Source organism: Clostridium sp. SY8519 (genome assembly GCF_000270305.1).
In the GTDB taxonomy this organism is placed as follows: Bacteria; Bacillota; Clostridia; order Lachnospirales; family Lachnospiraceae; genus SY8519.
The window spans coordinates 1,066,361-1,085,763 of record NC_015737.1; the positions used below are offsets into that span (position 1 = coordinate 1,066,361).

The following is a 19,403-nucleotide window of genomic DNA, read 5'->3' on the forward strand; positions in this document are numbered from 1 at the left end:
CAGATGTTACATTAAATTTTCCAAAGTGGATTGCAATTATAATTCATTGATTGTTTCAGTAATTGCCATGTTTCGAATCCGCTTCGCTGGGGCATGAACCGCAAGAGCTGCGGCAGCAAATACGAATAGAATGATAAGGCAGAGCGTCATTCCTGGCAGATGCCATGTCATGCCAAAATAGCGTGTAATGAGTCGAGCGTACAGCATACGGCTCAGCAGCAGACCGGCAATACAGCCGACAATCAGCCCGGAAACAGCATAGGTAAAGGCTTCCGCAGCAACCATCCGAGTAAGCTGACTGCCATCCATTCCAATTGCACGCATGACGCCATACTGCTTTGTACGGGCAGAAACGCTCATCGAAATGCTGTTGACAATATTAAAAAGAGAAATCAGTCCAATAATCGCCAGAAAACCATATACGACAATTCTGGAAGCCAGATAGGTAGCAGCTTCCTGCGAATTACGCTCTCGCACATCCGATACAATGATCTCGTCTGTTGCAAGGTGGGCAATTTGCATTACAGTCTGCTCTGTTGCTGAATCGTTCAGCAAAACGCCGATCATATTATAGTTCTGCGCTCCGACCAGACGGTCAAATAGCGCCTGTGGGCAGATGACTGTAACATCATCCGGGAACATTCCCTCCGAAAAAGCCCCCACAATGGTAAGGTCTCTTCCGCTTATATAAACGGTATCTCCAACCTTCAACGGGTTGTTTTTATTATAGATCGTCATGACTTCGTTGCTGCTGGCTGCCTGATCGGCCATCCTGCCTGCTACAACGAGATCCCTGCTTTTTTCCATCATAAAATCATCGTAGGAACCCAGCACCACATGCTCTACCTCTTTCTGCGGACTGCTGGCAGGAGTGTTGGTAAGACCGGTTGCGCCCCAGACATACCCAACACCCGGAATCGCACGCAGCTGTTCTGCCATACTGCGGGACAATACCTGTTCGTTTCCGTACCCGTTCAAGAGAATATCCGGCTGCCACGGAGCTTGACCGGGCAAAAGCAAGCCGGCAAATTTAAGCAGTACAGAAAAGCAGAGCACCAAAACAATACTGAGTGCAAAAGAAGATGTCATTAAAAACAGGTTCTTTTTACCGGCAATGGCGTGATGGGCTCCCAACGACAACTCGATTTTTCCAAAGCTATAGTTTGAAGCATGACGCGAAGCGGAAAGATTCTCTCCCGTGCCGGAGACCGCCGCCACAGGTGAGACCCGTGCCGCCCGTCGCGCCGGTGACTCTGCCGCCAGCAGGACGGTCACGATACCGACCACGATGCCACTGACTAAACCTACAGGACTGATTTGAAAAACCGGTGTTGTGGAAAACTCGCCACCGATGCCATAATGCAGCGCCGCGCAAATGCTCCAGCTGGCAAGTGTGCCAAGCAGAACGCCTACGGGCACAGCCGTTTTGCACCAGTTAAGCGCTTCTAAACGGACAAATCGGATAATTTGAGATTTGCTCATGCCGATACAGCGCATCATTCCGAAGAACTGGATTCGTTGTGCCAGATTGCTGTTCATGCTGCCGGAGATCATCAGTACACCTGCCAGAAGAACCAGCACAAACAGAACTGCGGCAAGGCTGTAAACATTTTTTGCGGCGCTGCTATCGCTTTGTCCGGCGATAGCCATCACACCGGTGTTTTCTGAGACAGCATTTTCCGGCAGGTTATGCTGTGCCGTCAGTTCCGGGATTGCTTTAGCTGCCTTAGACGCGCTGGTAAACTGGACATAATATGACGTTTGAAGATTATGGACGTTGTTCTGCTCCATCAGCGCTGCAAATGCTGTGCGCGGCAGGTAGGCATCCATCAAAGAATATTGCCCGGAATAGTAGCTTTCCTCCACACCGCCCAAACCGGACACTGTAAAATCCCAGTCTCCGGACGGCGTACGTAGTGTAACAGTGTCCCCAACTGCAACTTGAAGGACACGCGCTGCATTGCTGCTGAGCATGATTTCGCCCATTCCCTGCGGAAAGCGTCCTTCGGCGGCACCAGTTGAATTCATTGTCAGATAGGATTCATCAATACCATAAAGTACAACCCTTTTTCCGTCCATGCGGTAGGGCAGTTCTCCGTCCGGGTTAAATATCGTAACTGCACCAATCGAAACCACATCATCCCGCTCCGCAATTTTCAGGGCTGTTTCTTGAGAAATGCCGTCCAACTCTATGTGCCAACTTCCGTTTTTGCCGGTCATTCGGTCGCTTTGGGTTCGAATCATCATATCCGCCACGCTAAAAATTGCTGTCACCAGAAATATCGAAATAATGACACACAGAATGGTCATCCGATTCTGCCGTTTCCGCACCTTTGCAGAGATCGGCACAAGGCTTAAATAGCTTTTCATTCCCGGCACCTCCCAAAATCGGTGAGGTTACCGTCCGATACCTGCAATACCCGGTCAGCCGTTTGCGCGATACTACGGTTGTGGGTAATCATAATAATCGTCTGCTCATACTTTTTGGATGCTTCTTTCAGCAGGGCAATGACCTCGCTGCTGTTCTGGGTGTCCAGATTGCCGGTCGGCTCGTCAGCCAGGATCAGGGCTGGCCGGGTAATGAGCGCACGGCCAATCGCCACACGCTGCTGCTGTCCGCCGGAGAGCTGGCTGGGCAGATGGTTCCGGCGCTCTTTCAGGTTCAGTACCGCAAGAAGTTCTTCCAGATATTTCTTATCCGGCTTCTGGTAGTCCAGCAGCACCGGGAAGATTATGTTCTGCTCCACCGTTAACTCCGGCACAAGGTTAAACGCCTGAAAGATAAAGCCAATGTTCCTGCGGCGGAATACCGTCAGCTTGCGCTCGTCCATGGCAAAAATGTCCTTACCGTCGATCAGCACCTTGCCGGTCGTGGGCGTGTCCAGCGCGCCGATCATGTTCAGCAGCGTACTTTTGCCGGAACCGGATTCCCCCACGACGGCCACATATTCCCCCTTGGGAACGGAAAAACTGACATCCTTCAAAGCCTTGACTGCGGTTTCTCCGCTGCCATAGGTCTTACAAATGTTTTTGACCTCTAATAAATTCATCGTGCATATACCTCTTTCTTCATGTTTTGCGAAATAGGCGGGCTGCTTTTGTTTTTCCTGCCTATGAGGAAAGGATAGCACCGAAATATTACTGTAACCCTACACTCAGCCTACAATTTTGTAGGAATTAAAAAATTCATGGTGAAGGTCGTGCCTTTTCCAAGTTCACTGTCCACCTCAATCGTGCCGCTATGGGCTTCCACGATGGTCTTTGCCAGCGGCAGGCCCAGCCCGATGCCCTGCTTGTCCTGGGAAAAGCGGCTGCGGTAGAACCGCTTGAAAATATGGTGCAGGTCCTCCGGATGGATGCCGCAGCCGTTGTCCTTTACGGCGATCTGAACGGCATTGGGCAAAGCTTTCCATGTAATATGAACCGCGTCGCCGCTCTCCGTATGGTCGAGGGCGTTTTTCACGATGTTGTCAATGGCCTCGGTCAGCCAGTCGCGGTCGCAGAAAAGAAGGACCTCCTCCGGGCCGGACAGGACAAGTTCTTTATGCTCCTGTTTGGCCCGGTATGCGAAATGCAGCTCAACATCCCGCAGCATATCCGCCACATTCTCGGCCCCCTTTTCCAGCGTGACGGAACCGGCGTCCAGCCTTGTGATCTTCAGCAGGCTCTGCACCAGCGTTTCCATGCGGTCAAGCTCCTGCTCAGACAGGTCAGCAAATTCTTTCACGGAGGACGCTTCTATATCTTCCTCATGAAGCAGGCCATTATAAATATTCAGTGCCGCCAGCGGTGTTTTCAGCTGGTGGGAAATATCGGAGATCGTATTTTTCAAAAATTCCTTTTCCCGAAGCTCGTTATCTGCGTGGGCGTTCAAAACCGCCGCCAGGGAATTGACGGAATGGAACAGCCGATATAGCTCCCCCTCACTGTCGCATTCAATACGTGCGTTGCTATCCCCGTCAAGATACACATTGATCTGGGATACCGCCTGTTCCATGATCTTATTCTGCTTTTTGAAATAGGAGCAGCAAACCACCCATATAGCCGCCGCTGCCAACAAAAAAATAAACAGCAGGCACAAAGAAAGCCTTTGATAGCGCAGCCATAAAAAGCCCTGTGCCAGCAGGAGGGATGCTGCCCAGATAACCGATACCGCAAGAAACAGATTTCTGATATCCTTATTTGCAAGTATTTTCATAGGCTGCCTCACCCTACTACATTCCATTTATAGCCCATGCGACGGACGGTCAGGAGCATCTGCGGGTCACTGGGGTTATCCTCAATCTTCATGCGAAGCCGCCGCATATACACGGTGAGGGTGCTGCTGTCGATATAATTTCCGTCGCAGTCCCACAGTTTATCTAATATCTGCTCCTTGGTAAGCACCGTATTGGGGTTTCGCATAAACAGGCACAGCAGCTTGTATTCAGCAGCGGTCAAATCCAACAGCTCCCCATTTTTGAAAGCCTGACCCTGCAGCAAAAGAACCTTGATTCCGTTCGATTGCAGTTCTGTGTCCGTTGCGCTGAAATCCTTTGCACGGCGAAGCAGGGCATTGACCCGTGAAACCAGGACTCCAAGCTTGAAGGGCTTGGTGATATAGTCGTCGCCGCCCATATCCAGCCCCATAATGATACTCGTTTCTTCGTCCGAAGCGGTCAGAAAGATGATCGGCACCTTGGAAACCTGCCGCACCCGTTTGCAAAATTCAAAGCCGGTGCCGTCCGGCAGGGATACATCCAGTACCAACAAATCATACCTGCCATCCGCCCACAGCGCATCCGCTTCTTTCAACGTTCTGGCAATATTCAATTCAAATCCCTGCTTCTTGAACGCAAAGGAAAGCCCGTTGATCAGGCTCAAATCATCTTCCAAAAGTAATATCTTACTCATGCTTCTGTTCCTTTCCCTGTTTCGTCCGGCCATCAATCGGCTTTTCCGCAGTTTTGGGAATCAGCCAAACACCGGCCATCTTTACAGCGCTGGGGATACGACCACCAGCGCAATAATAATTTACCCTACGAGGTGACACGCTCCATTTCTCAGCGGCCTCTTTCAATGTCATATAATCCATTTCGCACCTCCATCGAGTATATTATAGTTCTGCGTTTCGAACAATGCAAGGCAGAAAACATGAATAAGAAAAGGACAAGCACTATGAAAGACTGCTTTCTTTGATAGTGCTTGTCCTTTTTTGAATTTACCACTTGACATTGTGGCAAAGAACTGATGACCAGAGATGAGATTGCAGTTCTGGACGGCAGCAAATGCGTGCTGCAGCTGCGCGGCGTGAGGCCATTTCTGTCGGATAAATATGATCTGACCCAGCACCCGAACTACAAGTACACCGCTGACTTCGATAAGCGTTATACCTTCGATATCGAGAAGTTCCTCAATCACAGAATGAAGCTGAAGGCCAGCGAAGAGTATGAAGTGGTGGATGTGGATGATGTGCCGGAAGAAACGGCAGAACCGGAGGCAGACGATTGATGGGCGGCTCAAAACGGCCGCTCTTACATACCGGCGACATCCTTGCCCGCCGCCAGCATATAGGTAAAAATGAAAGAAAAGAACCCGGAAAGGATGGGATGATATATGTTTATACTCAGAATATTACTCAAAGCAGCGCTGCTACCGGTGGTGCTGATCCTGCTTCTTGTAAAGGTCATTGTGAAGGTCGGAATGCAGATCTCTTCCATTATTCTCGGTGGCCTGATCCTCTTTGTAGCCGGTTGCCTCATTTACACGATCACAAAGCAGGCCTGGAGCCAGACCTTCCTTCTGGCCTTGATCGAAGCCGGTATCATGGGCATTACGATTGGGACTGCGGTCATTGAGAGCCTGATCGATGCCGCGCTGATGGGAATTGCCAGCATCTGAAGCCTTTATGGGATTGATTTTTGCATTTTTTCAAAAAAGTTCCCCAAAAGTATTGACCCCTACGTTGCGTCATAGTTTATAGTGGCCTTACCAAAGACGAGGGAGTGATGAACTATGATGACCGTAAACGAAGTAAGTAAACTGACAGGAGTGAGTATACGCACCCTGCAGTATTACGACAAGATCGGGCTGCTTCATCCGGCAAAATACACGGAGGCAGGCTATCGGCTGTATGACGATGCGGCACTGGAGACCCTGCAACAGATTCTTCTCTTCAGAGAACTGGAATTCCCTCTGAAGGATATTAAGGAGATCATCAGCAGTCCGGATTTTGACAGGAGTAAGGCCCTGGAGCAGCAGATCGAGCTTCTGAAGCTTAAGAAGGAACACATCGAGAACCTGATCGACCTTGCCGTTGGAATAAAAGCGATGGGGGTGAAACCATTGACATTTGATGCATTTGATACAAGAAAAATAGACGAGTATGCCGCGCAGGCGAAAGCTTCCTGGGGCACGACACCGGCCTACAAAGAATATGAAGAGAAATCCAAAGGCCGGACAAAGGAAGACAATCTGAAGATCCATCAGGGAATGATCGATATCTTCGGAGAATTCGGACAGATCCGGAACACGGATCCCGCATCTAAGGAAGCGCAGGCGATGGTAAAGAAACTGCAGGATTATATTACAGAGCATATGTATACCTGCACGAAGGAGATCCTCGGCGGTCTCGGAAAGATGTATGCCGGCGGCGGTGATTTCACGACAAATATCGACAAGATGGGCGGCGAAGGCACGTCTGCATTTGCCTCCCGGGCAATCGAGATCTACTGCAGATAAGCCTCCCGGCAGATGCGTCTGCCAAAATGACAACTGAATCATGCCATTACATAGAACGGTCCTGAAGCTATAAACTTCGGGGCCGTTTTGTGTTGTCTGAAAACTGGAAGATCCCGGGCTCACGGCCGATCGCGGCGATTCATAAAAAGCGGAGCATCCGGAGTGACCGGCCACGCTCAGGCAGTCTCTATCACACCGCCCGGAAGGGCAAATCTCACAGAAGGAGGCCTTTGATATGGCATTTTTCAACAGTGCAGTACAGGTACTGCAGACTCTCGTCGTGGCCCTCGGAGCCGGTCTCGGTATCTGGGGCGCGATCAACCTGATGGAAGGATACGGCAACGACAATCCCGGTGCCAATGCTCATGTACGGTAAGGAAGCAAGCAACCGAAAACAAGAGATAGACCGCCAGCACTACACTATTCCGAACCAAAGACCAAAAGATAAGCATTGTGGGAAAATCTAAACTTTTGGATTTTCCTACAATGCCAACTACGGCGGAATCTCTCCCACTCCTTATATCTTTCTGTATACATTGAATTTGTATTTAGTAAAATGCAGACAACACCACGGATCGGCTTTTGGTTGGACAATTCCAACCAAACACCACAGCAGACAGCAGAAAACATTCTGAACGCTAGGAAGCCGGTATGATTGTTACATATAAGGGGAAGAAAAATTTCTTTTAGGTACTTGCTTTCCTAAAACTGATGTGATACAATGATTTAATCCAGAAAAGGAGTAAAAAATATGCGGCAAGGTATTCTTAAATAAAACTATAATCAAATAGTGGGAACAAAGGATTATGATAGCTCCTTTTGTAGGGGCTTAGTTTTTTGTACCCAATTTAAGAATACTTTTGCCTTATCAATTTTGACATATCCCCAAAAACAGCAATCACAAACAGGTGTATGCTGTATATGTGTATGTCCGCAACTTATAATCCCCAGTGGTAAAAGTATTTTACTGCTGGGGATTTTTATGCCCTTTGGGGCTGTAAAGGGAGGACAATCACATGAAAATAATCAATATTGGAATTCTTGCCCATGTAGACGCTGGAAAGACGACCTTGACGGAGAGCCTGCTATATGCCAGCGGAGCCATTTCAGAACCGGGGAGCGTCGAAAAAGGGACAACGAGGACGGACACCATGTTTTTGGAGCGGCAGCGTGGGATTACCATTCAAGCGGCAGTCACTTCCTTCCAGTGGCACAGATGTAAAGTTAACATTGTGGATACGCCCGGCCACATGGATTTTTTGGCGGAGGTGTACCGCTCTTTGGCTGTTTTAGATGGGGCCATCTTGGTGATCTCCGCTAAAGATGGCGTGCAGGCCCAGACCCGTATTCTGTTCCATGCCCTGCGGAAAATGAACATTCCCACCGTTATCTTTATCAACAAGATCGACCAGGCTGGCGTTGATTTGCAGAGCGTGGTTCAGTCTGTTCGGGATAAGCTCTCCGCCGATATTATCATCAAGCAGACGGTGTCGCTGTCCCCGGAAATAGTCCTGGAGGAAAATACCGACATAGAAGCATGGGATGCGGTCATCGAAAATAACGATGAATTATTGGAAAAGTATATCGCAGGAGAACCAATCAGCCGGGAAAAACTTGCGCGGGAGGAACAGCAGCGGGTTCAAGACGCCTCCCTGTTCCCAGTCTATCATGGCAGCGCCAAAAATGGCCTTGGCATTCAACCGTTGATGGATGCGGTGACAGGGCTGTTCCAACCGATTGGGGAACAGGGGGGCGCCGCCCTATGCGGCAGCGTTTTCAAGGTTGAGTACACCGATTGCGGCCAGCGGCGTGTCTATCTACGGTTATACAGCGGAACGCTGCGCCTGCGGGATACGGTGGCCCTGGCCGGGAGAGAAAAGCTGAAAATCACAGAGATGCGTATTCCATCCAAAGGGGAAATTGTTCGGACAGACACCGCTTATCAGGGTGAAATTGTTATCCTTCCCAGCGACAGCGTGAGGTTAAACGATGTATTAGGGGACCAAACCCGGCTCCCTCGTAAAAGGTGGCGCGAGGACCCCCTCCCCATGCTGCGGACGACGATTGCGCCGAAAACGGCAGCGCAAAGAGAACGGCTGCTGGACGCTCTTACGCAACTTGCGGATACTGACCCGCTTTTGCGTTGCGAAGTGGATTCCATCACCCATGAGATCATTCTTTCTTTTTTGGGCCGGGTGCAGTTGGAGGTTGTTTCCGCTTTGCTGTCGGAAAAATACAAGCTTGAAACAGTGGTAAAGGAACCCTCCGTCATTTATATGGAGCGGCCGCTCAAAGCAGCCAGCCACACCATCCATATCGAGGTGCCGCCCAACCCGTTTTGGGCATCCATAGGACTGTCTGTTACACCACTCTCGCTTGGCTCCGGTGTACAATACGAGAGCCGGGTTTCGCTGGGATACTTGAACCAGAGTTTTCAAAACGCTGTCAGGGATGGTATCCGTTACGGGCTGGAGCAGGGCTTGTTCGGCTGGAACGTAACGGACTGTAAGATTTGCTTTGAATACGGGCTTTATTACAGTCCGGTCAGCACGCCGGCGGACTTCCGCTCATTGGCCCCGATTGTATTGGAACAGGCATTGAAGGAATCGGGGACGCAGCTGCTGGAACCTTATCTCTCCTTCATCCTCTATGCGCCCCAGGAATACCTTTCCAGGGCTTATCATGATGCACCGAAATACTGTGCCACCATCGAAACGGCCCAGGTAAAAAAGGATGAAGTTGTCTTTACTGGCGAGATTCCCGCCCGCTGTATACAGGCATACCGTACTGATCTGGCCTTTTACACCAACGGGCGGAGCGTATGCCTTACAGAGCTGAAAGGATATCAGGCCGCTGTCGGTCAGCCGGTCATCCAGCCCCGCCGTCCAAACAGCCGCCTGGACAAGGTGCGCCATATGTTTCAGAAGGTAATGTAAAGATACATAATCGTCAAGACGGCAACAATCAGAAGTTATGGAGGGTAACAATGGAATATAGTAAGGAAGATTTAATGGAAGCAAAAAAGCAAATTTGGGGAGTGGGAGAGAACATGGGAACAGAGGAAAGTAAAAAAATCTGGGAGGAGAACGCACAATTTTGGGATAATGCAATGGGTGACGAATCTAATGAATTTCACAGAGAGGTAGTGCGTCCCAAAGTAACGGAACTTCTATCTCCTAATCCTGCGGATTACATTTTGGATATTGCGTGTGGCAATGGAAATTATTCTTCGTATCTTGCACAAAGAGGCGCTTCGGTTGTCGCTTTTGATTACAGCAAAAAAATGATAGAATTGGCTAAAAGACGGCAATCACAATATGCAAAACAAATTGAATTTTGTGTGGCGGATGCGACCGATAGAAAAAGTATATTAGAATTAAAAAGAAATCGAGCCTTTACGAAAGCAGTTTCTAATATGGCAATTATGGATATTACGGATATTGAACCACTTCTTATGGCTGTTTATGAACTGTTGCAGGAAAGCGGAATTTTTGTCTTTGCAACGCAACACCCTTGTTTTGTCACGTTGACTGAAAAATATATGACACCGCACAGTTACTATGATATAGCGATTGAAGGGCAACCGAAAGAGCAGATTTATTATCATCGTTCCATACAAGATATTTTTAACCTTTGTTTTAGAGCTGGATTTGTCATTGATGGATTTTATGAAGAATGTTTTAAAACCAACAAAGAAATTCCTATGGTAATGATAGTAAGGCTTAAGAAGGTAAAACGTGATAGCTTAAAATAAATTCAAGTTTGTCGGGTAAATAGCAAACCCAGCCGAGCCAGTCAACGGTCAAGATGAACGGCGCATATGCGCAGCCGTTGACAGCCCCGCCCGCCTTTGCTGGTAGGCAATCAAGGGGCGACAGCAAGAAGTGCCACCGCCCCGCACTATTATTCAGAAAGGGGAATTTCCATGACCGACCAGATAGCCTATCAAGAATATATCCAGCGCAGGTACAACGCCTTTTGCAAGACTGTTATCCGCTGTGCCGCCTTGGACAAGATTTTGAAGCTTAAACGGCAATGGGAACGGCAAGTTTCCCTTGACTATCTGATGAACGAGAAGTTTGTCCAGTTTGCCGCGTCGGAGCCGGACGAGGAATACCCATTTACCGTCTGCGGTCAGACCGTCCTGCTCTGCAACGCCGCCCTTGCCGACGCGATCTCTGTTTTGCCGGAGCAGACGCGGGAAGAAATCCTGCGCTATTACTTTCTGCGCCAGCCGCAGCGCGTGATCGGCGCGTGTATTGGCCGGTCACGCAGCACAGCGGGGCGGCATATCCAGCTTGCCTTGCAGCGGCTACGCGAAGAAATGGGGGTGAGCCGGTATGAGTAGACTTCTCCCCTATGAAACAATCCTCAAAGCCCGTGAGGGCGACCCAGAAGCCGTGAACGCTGTCCTGCTCCACTACGCCGGATATATCCGCTATTTCTCAAAAGTGAACGGGCAGGTCAACGCCGAGGTGGAGGACTATGTAAAGCAGCGGTTAATTGACTGTCAATTCAAGTTCCGGCTTGACGAACCACCGGACAAGTCATAAAAACTGAATACCAGCCGCCACCGACGCGGCCAGCGAAAGCAGTAAGTCTTGAAAAAGATTTACTGCTTTTTTTGTTGTCCGGCTCCGCTCCCGGCCATTTTGCCCCCTGCCGGTTGTAGTAGTAAGCGAGGAGGGAATTTTTCTGCCCTGGTGTTTGGCATTTGGAGCATTTACCCGTAGTAGAGGGCAAAGAGAAAGGATTTCTCCAACACCGGGTAGAAACCACTGCGTCCGGTGTCATTTTAGCGAAAGCGGGCAGGAATGCCCTTTACAGGATTAGTAGTAGCAGAAAAAGAGAAACAAACTTTTGTGGTTGCAGTTTTCCAAAAAAGTGGCGGACGGAAGTGAGAGAAAGTTTGCAGTCACGGAGAGCAAGTTTCTACCACGGTGCCAAAATCCGCAATTCTGCAGTTTTGCCCCTCGCGGGAAACTTGTTGGGGAGTGCCTTCCCCAAACCCTGCTCATGCGCCCTTACGGGCGAGAAAGGAGGTCACACCATGCGAAAGAAATACAACACGCCCCACCGCAGCCGCGTTGTGAAAACCCGGCTGTCCGAAGATGAGTATGCCGACTTCACAGCGCGGCTTGCGCCCTATGGTATCAGCCAGTCCGAATTTCTCCGGCAGGCGATACGGCGCACCGCCATACGCCCAATTATCCATGTGTCGGCGGTCAATGACGAGCTGCTTTCCGCTGTCGGGAAACTCACAGCCGAGTACGGCAGGATCGGCGGCAACCTCAACCAGATTGCCCGGTATCTGAACGAGTACGGCGTACCCTACAATGCGCTGTCCGGCGAGGTACGCGCCGCCATAGCCGACCTTGCCGCCCTCAAGTATGAAGTCTTACAGAAAGTAGGTGACGCGGTTGGCAACACTCAAGCATATCAACTCTAAAAACGCCGACTACGGAGCCGCCGAACAATACCTGCTTTTTGAGCATGACGAGTTTACCATGAAGCCCGTCCTTGATGAAACCGGCAGGCTTATCCCCCGCGAGGACTACCGGCTGTCCACGCTGAACTGCGGCGGGGAGGATTTTGCCGTTGCCTGTATGCGGGCAAATCTCCGCTATGAGAAAAACCAACGGCGGGAAGATGTGAAAAGTCACCACTATATCATCAGCTTTGACCCACGGGACGGCCCGGACAACGGCCTGACCGTAGACCGGGCGCAGGAATTGGGCGAGAAGTTTTGCGCCGAGCATTTCCCCGGCCACCAAGCCCTTGTATGCACCCACCCGGACGGGCATAACCACAGCGGCAATATCCATGTGCATATCGTTATCAATTCGCTGCGGATAGAGGAAGTCCCGTTCCTGCCCTACATGGACAGGCCAGCCGACACGAAAGCCGGGTGCAAGCACCGCTGTACCGACGCGGCCTTGCGCTACTTCAAGTCCGAAGTCATGGAGATGTGCCACCGGGAGGGGCTTTACCAAATCGACCTCTTGAACGGCAGCAAGAACCGCGTCACAGACCGGGAGTATTGGGCGCAGAAAAAGGGACAGGCCGCGCTGGACAAGCAGAACGCCCCCATGATTGCAGGCGGTATCACGCCCCGGCAGACCAAGTTTGAAACGAACAAAGAGAAGCTGCGGCAGACCATACGCGCCGCGCTATCTGCGGCGACCTCATTCGAGGACTTTTCCTCTCTGCTGCTGCGGGAGGGCGTGGCCGTCAAGGAGAGCCGGGGGCGGCTGTCCTATCTCACGCCGGACAGGACAAAGCCAATTACCGCCCGGAAGCTGGGCGACGATTTTGACCGCGCCGCTGTCTTTGCCGTTTTAGAGCAAAACGCCGCCAGAGCAGCCGAAGCGCCAGCCAGATCCCCCGATCCCCCACGCACCATAAAAGACCGCTTGCAGGTTGCCAGAGCCGAGATAGCCGCCCCGAAACAGGACGGAGTGCAGCGGCTTGTGGACATTGAGCAGAAAATGGCCGAGGGCAAAGGCCGGGGCTATGAACGCTGGGCGAAGATACACAATCTGAAGCAGGCCGCCAAAACGCTGTCCGTCTACCAGCAATACGGCTTTACTTCCCCGGAGCAGTTAGAAGCCGCCGTTGACACCGCCTATCAGAAAATGCGCCAGACCAGCGGCGAACTGAAAGCACTGGAAACGAAGCTGCAAGGGAAAAAGAAGTTGCAGCGGCAGGTGTTGGCCTACGCCCAGACCAAGGCCGCCCGCGACGGGCTGCGGGCACAGAAATCCGAGAAAGCCCGCGCCGCATACCGGCAGGCCCATGAGAGCGATTTTATCATAGCCGACGCAGCAGCCCGGTATTTCAAGGCGCATGGCATTACCAAGCTGCCCGCCCGGAAAGCGTTGCAGGCCGAGATCGAGCAGCTTATCTCCGAGAAAGACGGCCTGTATAACACCTATCACGAACAGAAACAGCGGTTCAAGGAGTTGCAGACCGTCAAGCGGAACATCGACCAGATTTTGCGCCGGGACGAGCCGCACCGCAGAAAGGAGCAGAGCCATGAGCGATAACCTGCCCCACATGGACTACCGCCAGCACCGGCGGGCGCGGCGGCTGGTACATGAGTGCTGTAACTACGATGAGGGGAACTGCCTGCTATTGGACGACGGGGAGCCTTGCGTGTGCGTCCAGAGCATTTCCTTTTCCCTCATGTGCCACTGGTTCCGTGTGGCTGTCCTGCCCCTTGACGGGGAGCTGGCCGCAGCCCTCTTGTGCCGGGGAAGCCGGAAACGGTGTGCCGTCTGCGGGGCGGCCTTTGTCCCCAAATCCAACCGGGGAAAATACTGCCCCGACTGCGCCGGGCGCATGAAGAAAATCAAAGCCGCCGAGAGAAAGCGGAAACAAAGGCAGAGATGTCACGCTTTAGAGCCTTTCAAACCCGCATAAATCAAGGCTTTTTTCGTGGGTGTCAAAGGGTACGCGATACATTTATCCTTTTCCCCCGGAAACGGCGTTTTAATGCGTGACAATACGCCAAAATCAACCCGAACACAGGGAGGTGATCCTATCGCTGATTATATCAGGGCAGACACGCGGCTGCCCGCCTATCTGCCGTATCCCCGTTTCCTGCTGAAAATGGAGATTTCACAGACCGCCAAGCTGCTGTATTCGCTGCTGTTAGACCGTTCCACCCTCTCCCAGAAAAACAAGTGGCTGGACGACGAGGGCAGGATTTATATTATCTATCCCATCGCGGAGATAGCAGAAATACTGGATAAAGGCAGCACCACCATCAAGGGGGCGCTTAATGAACTGGACACGGCGGGGCTGTTGGAACGGGAACGGGGCGGCTTCTCCGCACCGAACCGGCTTTATGTCAAAGTACCGCCAGTGCCACAGGTACAGTTTTCAGACCAACTGATGGCCGGAAGTCCGCCCCTCATAGAGCCGGAAAACCGTCCTACTGATGGTCAGAAAACCGACCTTATGATGGTCGGAAAACCGTCCCCTAACCAAACTACTATAAACAACCTTACAGAGAGCCAAACAAAGGGAGTGAGTGGGGGGCCGTCCGCGCCCTATGGCCGATATGGAAATATTTTTCTGTCACAGACCGAATACGACGAGTTGCAGGCAGAGTACCCTGACAGGCTGGAACGGTTCATCGAGGAAATGAGCCGCTACCTTGCCGCCAACGGGAAAAGCTACCAGAACTATGCCGCCGCCCTGCGGATATGGGCGGGGAACGACAAAAAGGAAGCCCCTAAAAAGGGCATACCAGACTACTCATGCAAGGAGGGCGAGAGTTTATGAAGAATGAAATCAACGCGGTTTTGGAGAATATGACGACCACCATCCCGGAGCCGGAGGACTACACCGGCGAGGACGGTTTACTGTACTGCGGCAAGTGCCGCAAGCCGAAAGAAGCCTATTTTGCGCCGGATAAGGCCGCTATCTTCGGGCGCGACCGCCACCCGGCAGAGTGCGACTGCCAGAGAACCGCCCGCGAGGAACGGGAAGCCGCCGAAAAGCGGCGCAGACACCTTGACACCGTGGAAGAACTGAAACGCCGGGGCTTTACCGACCCCACCATGCGGGACTGGACTTTCGAGAACGACAACGGCAGGAACCCGCAGACCGGGCTTGCCCGCCGGTATGTGGAGCATTGGGAAGATATGCGGACAGACAATATCGGCTGCCTGTTCTGGGGCGGCGTAGGCACCGGCAAAAGCTACCTTGCAGGCTGTATCGCAAACGCCCTCATGGAGAAAGAAATCCCCGTCCGCATGACGAACTTTGCTCTTATCCTCAATGACCTTGCCGCCAGCTTTGAGGGGCGCAACGAGTACATTTCCCGCCTTTGTCGTTATCCGCTGCTGATCCTTGACGACTTCGGCATGGAACGCGGGACGGAATACGGGCTGGAACAGGTGTTCAATGTGATTGACAGCCGTTACCGCAGCGGCAAGCCGCTGATCGTCACGACCAACCTTACGCTGGACGACCTGCACAACCCGGAGGACACCGCCCATTCCCGGATTTATGACCGCCTGCTTTCCATGTGCGTCCCGGTACGCTTTACCGGCGACAACTTCCGGCAGGAAACCGCCAAGCGGAAAATGGAGAGCATGAAGAAACTGATTACCGACTGAAAGGAGTATTGCCTATGGCAGATAACAAGCAGCACGACACCCGCACCACCCGCCGCCCTGACTGTGTGACGGAAATCCGCATGGGCAATTCCGTCCTTGTCGTGTCCGGCTATTTCAAGAAAGACACCACAACCACAGCCGCCGACAAAATGGCGCGGGTACTGGAAGCGGAAGCCGCTGCTACACAGGAGCCGACTTATCCGGCGTGAACCGGGGCATGGAAAAGCGGCCATGCCAGGGAGCATGACCGCTGGAACGAAAATCGGAAGTGCTTTAGCAATTCTTAATCTCATTCTCTATAAAATAATTTGCAATTTCAAAGGCTTTTATTCTTCTCTTTGCCAATGTGATTTGTGATTTATAACGCTCGGAATTATCCTTTGATTCAAATGTTTTTACTGTTTCTCTTAGCTTGTGCAGAGTTGAATCAATTTGCCTTTTGGCCGCGGTTAATTCATCTATTGTATACTTCATGTTTTCTCCTTTAACTTCTGATTTTTTTGTTAAATCAGAGTATACCACGGAGTTATGAACTTTTCTACTGCAAATATGGGACGACAACCCATACCATAAAAATCGGAAAATTGAAAAGCTGTAAAGAAGCAAATTTAACGCTTTTGCCGCTGTACAGCCCCCGCCGTTCCGTGGTACAATGAAACCACGGAATAGTGGGGCTGGCTGTCGGAAACGGAGGATTTTATGTTAAGACAAGCCACCCAAAACCTCATTACCGCCCTTTATCCGAGATTGTCCCACGAGGATGAATTGCAAGGCGAGAGTAATTCCATATCGAACCAAAAAAGGATACTCGAAACCTACGCAAAACAGAACGGCTTTACCAATCTGCGCTGGTACACCGACGACGGTTTTTCCGGCGCGAACTTCCAGCGGCCCGGATTTCAAGCCATGCTTGCGGACATTGAAGCCGGGAAAGTGGGTACGGTCATCGTCAAGGACATGAGCCGGTTAGGGCGAAACTACTTGCAGGTAGGGTTTTACACGGAAATGCTGTTCCCTCAAAAGGGTGTGCGTTTTATCGCTGTCAACGATAATGTGGACAGTGCCAGCGAGGGCATGGACAACGATTTTACCCCGCTGCGAAATCTGTTCAATGAATGGCTGGTGAGAGATACGAGCAAGAAAATCAAGGCAGTGAAAAAGTCAAAAGGCATGAGCGGCAAGCCTGTTACCAGCAAGCCGGTTTACGGCTATGTGATGGACGAGGACGAGAATTTTATTATAGACGAGGAAGCCGCCCCGGTGGTGCAGCAGATTTACCAGCTTTGCCTTGCCGGGAACGGCCCGACCAAGATTGCCCGTATGCTGACGGAGCAGCAAATCCCCACGCCGGGGACGCTGGAATATCAGCGGACAGGCAGCACCCGCCGTTATCACCCAGGCTATGAGTGCAAATGGGCGACCAACACCGTCGTTCATATCCTCGAAAACCGAGAGTACACCGGATGTCTGGTGAACTTCAAAACGGAAAAGCCTTCTTATAAGGTCAAGCACAGCATAGAGAACCCCGTCGAGAAGCAGGCCATTTTCGAGAACCACCATGAGCCGATCATCGACAAGGAAACATGGGAACGGGTGCAGGAGTTACGCAAACAGCGCAAACGCCCGAACCGCTACGATGAAGTGGGGCTGTTCTCCGGGATTTTGTTCTGCGCCGACTGCGGCCATGTGCTGTATCAGCAGCGGTATCAGAACAAAGACCGCAAACAGGACTGCTACATCTGCGGCAGCTACAAGAAGCGCACCCGCAACTGTACGGCGCACTTTATCCGCACCGATCTGTTGACCGCTGGTGTCCTGGCAAATCTCCGGCAAGTGACCGAATACGCAGCCAAGCATGAGAGCCGGTTTGTGAAACTACTTGTCCAGCAGAACGAGATCGGCGGCAAGCGAAAGACCGCCGCAGCCATCAAGCAGCTTGAACAGGCGCAGGAACGCATTTCTGAAATCAGCCGCATTATCAAGCGGCTGTATGAGGACAATGTAAACGGCAAAATCAGCGATGAGCGTTTCATGGAACTGTCGGCTGACTACGAAGCCGAGCAAGCGGAGCTGAAAAAGAGAGCCGCCGCCCTGCAAGCCGAACTGGACAAGTCACAGGCAGCTACCGTCAACGCCGAGAAATTTATGGGCATTGTCCGCAAGCACCTTGCCTTTGAAGAACTGACCCCCACTCTCTTGCGGGAAATGATCGAGAAAATTGTGGTGCATGAGTGCAGCTATGATGAGAACGGCACCCGCAGGCAGGACATTGAGATTTATTACAGCTTTGTCGGCAAGATTGACTTGCCCGAATAACCGCCCGACCTATCCGACACAATGGCCAAGTGTCGGATAGGAACGGCAAAATTTTTTGCACTTCTATTGCTTCTTTATCACACATAAGCAAAATCCCAGGGAATGAAGCAGCTGATGGCCGGCGGCGGTGTCGCGCTCATCGGTATCACCCTCGTTCCCCTGCTTTCCGGACTGTTCGGCTAAGTAGCCCGGTCCCGGAGAGCAAATGATTTCTGCCTGACCGGGCGGGAAGTTCCTGCCCGGCCGGACGACTTGAGAAAAGGAGGTCAATCAAGCAGATGCAAACTCGTTTTTATAAGACAGGCAGTGTGCCGCCGGCACACCGGAAACCCGTGATTCACATCAGCGGATAAGGAGGATACAGCCCTTGGATACAATCTTGAATCAAATCGCGGATTGGCTCAAGGGAATGCTCGTGGACGGCATCATGAACAACCTGTCCGGCATGTTCGATGCAGTCAATCAGCAGGTCTCGGATGTGGCGACGCAGGTGGGAATGACGCCGGCAGGCTTCTCTCCGGGTATTTTCGGTCTCGTCCGGAACATCTCCGAATCCGTTATCATTCCCATCGCAGGCCTGATCCTCACCTTCATCGCCTGCTATGAGCTGATCCAGTTGATCATCGATCACAACAACCTGGCAAACTTTGAAACATGGATATTCTTCAAATGGGTATTCAAGACCTTCGTGGCAGTCATGCTGATCACAAACACCTTCAACATCACGATGGCGATCTTTGACGTCGCCCAGCATGTGGTCAACGCCAGTGCGGGACTCATCAGCGGAAGCACCGCAGTCGACGCTTCCCAGCTGGACAATATCAGAGACACCCTGGAAGCCATGGAACTGGGACCGCTTCTCGGTCTGTTCCTGCAGTCCTTCGTGGTGCAGCTCTGTTCCATGATTCTCTCGGTTCTTATCTTTGTCATCGTGTACGGGCGTATGATCGAGATCTATCTCATGGTGAGCCTGGCACCGATCCCCTTTGCGACCTTCGGAAACCGCGAGCAGAGCCAGATCGGTCACAACTATCTCCGGTCCCTTGCGGCGCTCGGATTCCAGGGATTCCTCATCATGATCTGCATCGGCATTTACGCGGTGCTGGTCCAGAGCATTTCCTTTACGGATCATATCATCGCATCGATCTGGGGCGTCATGGGCTATACGGTCCTTCTGTGCTTTACGCTCTTTAAGACCGGAAGCCTGGCAAAAAGCGTGTTCTCCGCGCACTGACAGTA

Annotated in this window: 20 protein-coding genes and 3 pseudogenes; 17 read left to right on the forward strand and 6 right to left on the reverse strand. The window is 51.6% G+C overall.

All coding sequences use genetic code 11. The features are described from left to right. Nucleotides 1-36 precede the first annotated feature (36 nt). The 5 genes from CXIVA_RS05085 to CXIVA_RS05105 all read right to left on the reverse strand — a co-directional run bounded on the left by CXIVA_RS05085 (nt 37) and on the right by CXIVA_RS05105 (nt 5,074). Nucleotides 37-2,370 (reverse strand): ABC transporter permease, encoded by a 2,334-nt coding sequence (locus CXIVA_RS05085; RefSeq protein WP_013976935.1) that lies wholly within the window; start codon nt 2,368-2,370, stop codon nt 37-39. Beyond that, on the reverse strand, nt 2,367-3,050 hold the full coding sequence (locus CXIVA_RS05090) for an ABC transporter ATP-binding protein (RefSeq protein WP_013976936.1): 684 nt from the start codon (nt 3,048-3,050) through the stop codon (nt 2,367-2,369). Before CXIVA_RS05090 ends, CXIVA_RS05085 begins: the two co-directional genes overlap by 4 nt. 110 nt (nt 3,051-3,160) lie before the next feature. Continuing rightward, nucleotides 3,161-4,198: a HAMP domain-containing sensor histidine kinase gene (locus CXIVA_RS05095; RefSeq protein WP_041727635.1), complete on the reverse strand. Its 1,038-nt coding sequence runs from the start codon at nt 4,196-4,198 to the stop codon at nt 3,161-3,163. A gap of 8 nt (nt 4,199-4,206) precedes the next feature. Then, nucleotides 4,207-4,893: a response regulator transcription factor gene (locus CXIVA_RS05100; protein ID WP_013976938.1), complete on the reverse strand. Its 687-nt coding sequence runs from the start codon at nt 4,891-4,893 to the stop codon at nt 4,207-4,209. Further along, nucleotides 4,886-5,074, reverse strand: a complete 189-nt coding sequence (locus CXIVA_RS05105; RefSeq protein WP_013976939.1) for a helix-turn-helix domain-containing protein — start codon at nt 5,072-5,074, stop codon at nt 4,886-4,888. Before CXIVA_RS05105 ends, CXIVA_RS05100 begins: the two co-directional genes overlap by 8 nt. 143 nt (nt 5,075-5,217) lie before the next feature. On the opposite strand from CXIVA_RS05105, the pseudogene CXIVA_RS05110 reads away from it, so the two are divergent. From CXIVA_RS05110 to CXIVA_RS05175, 14 genes and pseudogenes are all read left to right on the forward strand, one after another. Then, nucleotides 5,218-5,490: pseudogene (locus CXIVA_RS05110) on the forward strand (type IV secretory system conjugative DNA transfer family protein); the annotation flags it as partial. 105 nt (nt 5,491-5,595) lie between these two features. Then, entirely contained in the window at nt 5,596-5,880 is a 285-nt protein-coding gene (locus CXIVA_RS05115; RefSeq protein WP_013976941.1) for a hypothetical protein, read from the forward strand. A 114-nt stretch (nt 5,881-5,994) separates the two neighbouring features. Beyond that, a complete protein-coding gene (locus tag CXIVA_RS05120) occupies nt 5,995-6,720 on the forward strand; it encodes a MerR family transcriptional regulator (RefSeq protein ID WP_013976942.1) in 726 nt (241 codons plus the stop codon). Nucleotides 6,721-6,955: 235 nt separating this feature from the next. Continuing rightward, nucleotides 6,956-7,084, forward strand: a pseudogene (locus tag CXIVA_RS13780) (Maff2 family protein); the annotation flags it as partial. A gap of 652 nt (nt 7,085-7,736) precedes the next feature. Next, nucleotides 7,737-9,656 carry a tetracycline resistance ribosomal protection protein Tet(W) gene (gene tet(W) / locus CXIVA_RS05130; RefSeq protein ID WP_002586627.1) on the forward strand — a complete coding sequence of 640 codons (1,920 nt, stop codon included), beginning with the start codon at nt 7,737-7,739 and terminating at the stop codon, nt 9,654-9,656. Nucleotides 9,657-9,706: 50 nt separating this feature from the next. Next, nucleotides 9,707-10,474, forward strand: a complete 768-nt coding sequence (locus tag CXIVA_RS05135) for a class I SAM-dependent methyltransferase (protein WP_002586626.1) — start codon at nt 9,707-9,709, stop codon at nt 10,472-10,474. Nucleotides 10,475-10,645: 171 nt separating this feature from the next. After that, nucleotides 10,646-11,068, forward strand: coding sequence for a sigma-70 family RNA polymerase sigma factor (locus CXIVA_RS05140; protein ID WP_002586616.1), 423 nt, complete (start codon nt 10,646-10,648; stop codon nt 11,066-11,068). Then, nucleotides 11,061-11,273 (forward strand): helix-turn-helix domain-containing protein, encoded by a 213-nt coding sequence (locus tag CXIVA_RS05145; RefSeq protein ID WP_002586615.1) that lies wholly within the window; start codon nt 11,061-11,063, stop codon nt 11,271-11,273. Before CXIVA_RS05140 ends, CXIVA_RS05145 begins: the two co-directional genes overlap by 8 nt. Before the next feature lie 497 nt (nt 11,274-11,770). Further along, nucleotides 11,771-12,169 (forward strand): plasmid mobilization relaxosome protein MobC, encoded by a 399-nt coding sequence (gene mobC, locus CXIVA_RS05150; protein WP_013976944.1) that lies wholly within the window; start codon nt 11,771-11,773, stop codon nt 12,167-12,169. Further along, a complete protein-coding gene (locus CXIVA_RS05155) occupies nt 12,141-13,766 on the forward strand; it encodes a relaxase/mobilization nuclease domain-containing protein (protein ID WP_013976945.1) in 1,626 nt (541 codons plus the stop codon). Before mobC ends, CXIVA_RS05155 begins: the two co-directional genes overlap by 29 nt. Next, nucleotides 13,756-14,142 (forward strand): cysteine-rich VLP domain-containing protein, encoded by a 387-nt coding sequence (locus CXIVA_RS05160; protein ID WP_002596231.1) that lies wholly within the window; start codon nt 13,756-13,758, stop codon nt 14,140-14,142. The genes CXIVA_RS05155 and CXIVA_RS05160 overlap by 11 nt, the downstream gene beginning before the upstream one ends. 72 nt (nt 14,143-14,214) lie before the next feature. After that, nucleotides 14,215-15,009: a replication initiator protein A gene (locus CXIVA_RS05165; protein ID WP_006356266.1), complete on the forward strand. Its 795-nt coding sequence runs from the start codon at nt 14,215-14,217 to the stop codon at nt 15,007-15,009. Further along, nucleotides 15,006-15,848 (forward strand): ATP-binding protein, encoded by an 843-nt coding sequence (locus CXIVA_RS05170; protein WP_002596233.1) that lies wholly within the window; start codon nt 15,006-15,008, stop codon nt 15,846-15,848. Before CXIVA_RS05165 ends, CXIVA_RS05170 begins: the two co-directional genes overlap by 4 nt. 14 nt (nt 15,849-15,862) lie before the next feature. Further along, on the forward strand, nt 15,863-16,057 hold the full coding sequence (locus CXIVA_RS05175; protein WP_002596234.1) for a transposon-encoded TnpW family protein: 195 nt from the start codon (nt 15,863-15,865) through the stop codon (nt 16,055-16,057). A 64-nt stretch (nt 16,058-16,121) separates the two neighbouring features. On the opposite strand, the gene CXIVA_RS05180 is transcribed toward CXIVA_RS05175, so the two are convergent. Next, on the reverse strand, nt 16,122-16,322 hold the full coding sequence (locus tag CXIVA_RS05180) for a hypothetical protein (RefSeq protein WP_002596235.1): 201 nt from the start codon (nt 16,320-16,322) through the stop codon (nt 16,122-16,124). 225 nt (nt 16,323-16,547) lie between these two features. On the opposite strand from CXIVA_RS05180, the gene CXIVA_RS05185 reads away from it, so the two are divergent. From CXIVA_RS05185 to CXIVA_RS05195, 3 genes and pseudogenes are all read left to right on the forward strand, one after another. Further along, nucleotides 16,548-18,164, forward strand: coding sequence for a recombinase family protein (locus tag CXIVA_RS05185; RefSeq protein WP_002596236.1), 1,617 nt, complete (start codon nt 16,548-16,550; stop codon nt 18,162-18,164). An 87-nt stretch (nt 18,165-18,251) separates the two neighbouring features. Then, nucleotides 18,252-18,347 (forward strand): annotated as a pseudogene (locus CXIVA_RS14285) (Maff2 family protein); the annotation flags it as partial. 184 nt (nt 18,348-18,531) lie between these two features. Continuing rightward, on the forward strand, nt 18,532-19,398 hold the full coding sequence (locus CXIVA_RS05195; RefSeq protein ID WP_013976946.1) for a VirB6/TrbL-like conjugal transfer protein, CD1112 family: 867 nt from the start codon (nt 18,532-18,534) through the stop codon (nt 19,396-19,398). Nucleotides 19,399-19,403: the final 5 nt, after the last annotated feature.

Coding starts and splice junctions, on each gene's coding strand:
- CXIVA_RS05085 (WP_013976935.1), bottom strand. CDS start 2,370: ATGAAAAGCTATTTAAGCCTTGTGCCGATCTCTGCAAAGGTGCGGAAA.
- CXIVA_RS05090 (WP_013976936.1), bottom strand. CDS start 3,050: ATGAATTTATTAGAGGTCAAAAACATTTGTAAGACCTATGGCAGCGGA.
- CXIVA_RS05095 (WP_041727635.1), bottom strand. CDS start 4,198: ATGAAAATACTTGCAAATAAGGATATCAGAAATCTGTTTCTTGCGGTA.
- CXIVA_RS05100 (WP_013976938.1), bottom strand. CDS start 4,893: ATGAGTAAGATATTACTTTTGGAAGATGATTTGAGCCTGATCAACGGG.
- CXIVA_RS05105 (WP_013976939.1), bottom strand. CDS start 5,074: ATGGATTATATGACATTGAAAGAGGCCGCTGAGAAATGGAGCGTGTCA.
- CXIVA_RS05115 (WP_013976941.1), top strand. CDS start 5,596: ATGTTTATACTCAGAATATTACTCAAAGCAGCGCTGCTACCGGTGGTG.
- CXIVA_RS05120 (WP_013976942.1), top strand. CDS start 5,995: ATGATGACCGTAAACGAAGTAAGTAAACTGACAGGAGTGAGTATACGC.
- CXIVA_RS05135 (WP_002586626.1), top strand. CDS start 9,707: ATGGAATATAGTAAGGAAGATTTAATGGAAGCAAAAAAGCAAATTTGG.
- CXIVA_RS05140 (WP_002586616.1), top strand. CDS start 10,646: ATGACCGACCAGATAGCCTATCAAGAATATATCCAGCGCAGGTACAAC.
- CXIVA_RS05145 (WP_002586615.1), top strand. CDS start 11,061: ATGAGTAGACTTCTCCCCTATGAAACAATCCTCAAAGCCCGTGAGGGC.
- mobC (WP_013976944.1), top strand. CDS start 11,771: ATGCGAAAGAAATACAACACGCCCCACCGCAGCCGCGTTGTGAAAACC.
- CXIVA_RS05160 (WP_002596231.1), top strand. CDS start 13,756: ATGAGCGATAACCTGCCCCACATGGACTACCGCCAGCACCGGCGGGCG.
- CXIVA_RS05165 (WP_006356266.1), top strand. CDS start 14,215: ATGCGTGACAATACGCCAAAATCAACCCGAACACAGGGAGGTGATCCT.
- CXIVA_RS05170 (WP_002596233.1), top strand. CDS start 15,006: ATGAAGAATGAAATCAACGCGGTTTTGGAGAATATGACGACCACCATC.
- CXIVA_RS05175 (WP_002596234.1), top strand. CDS start 15,863: ATGGCAGATAACAAGCAGCACGACACCCGCACCACCCGCCGCCCTGAC.
- CXIVA_RS05180 (WP_002596235.1), bottom strand. CDS start 16,322: ATGAAGTATACAATAGATGAATTAACCGCGGCCAAAAGGCAAATTGAT.
- CXIVA_RS05185 (WP_002596236.1), top strand. CDS start 16,548: ATGTTAAGACAAGCCACCCAAAACCTCATTACCGCCCTTTATCCGAGA.